Genomic DNA, 556 nt, shown 5'->3' with positions numbered 1-556 from the left:
TATTGGAAAGATAAAATGGCTAGAGTATATTTTTGTGACACCTTCCGTACATGGGGTTCATCATGCCTCTGATGAGAAATATTTAGATAAAAACTACGGAGATATGTTCACCTTTTGGGACCATCTTTTCGGCACTTTCCAAACCGAAGAAGAGAAACCAAAATACGGATTAACACATCCACTCAAAAGCTATAGTTTTTTGTGGCAGCATTTTCACTACTATTTTGAAATTTACGAATTATGGAAACGTTCAAAAGGATTCAAAGAAAAGTGGAAAGCTGTGTTCGGAAGTCCGGCTCATATGGATCAAGACATACGTCCAATCTTAGAAAAACGGTTTCTGCAGGACAAAGCCAATCCCAATCAGCGACTTCGGTTTAAGAATTATCTGTACATTCAATTAGGAGTTTCAACTTTGATTCTGACTGCTTTTACGTATTATTTTGAGTTCTTAAGCGCCTTCGATAAGGTTTTTGTGTTGTTCTTTATATTGATTACGTTAGTGAATTGCGGTGCTTTATTAGAACAAAGAAAGTGGATTTATTATCTCGAGTAT

1 protein-coding gene is annotated in these 556 nt (G+C 36.0%); it reads left to right on the top strand.

Annotation, left to right across the window (positions count from 1 at the left end; genetic code table 11):
- A partial coding sequence (locus AO58_RS0116725) for a sterol desaturase family protein (RefSeq protein ID WP_024982774.1) occupies positions 1 to 556 on the top strand: 556 nt, incomplete at both ends.

Source organism: Flavobacterium succinicans LMG 10402 (genome assembly GCF_000611675.1).
GTDB lineage: Bacteria > Bacteroidota > Bacteroidia > Flavobacteriales > Flavobacteriaceae > Flavobacterium > Flavobacterium succinicans.
The sequence above is the reverse complement of the archived record's forward strand: the minus strand, read 5'-3'. Positions and strand labels throughout refer to the sequence as shown.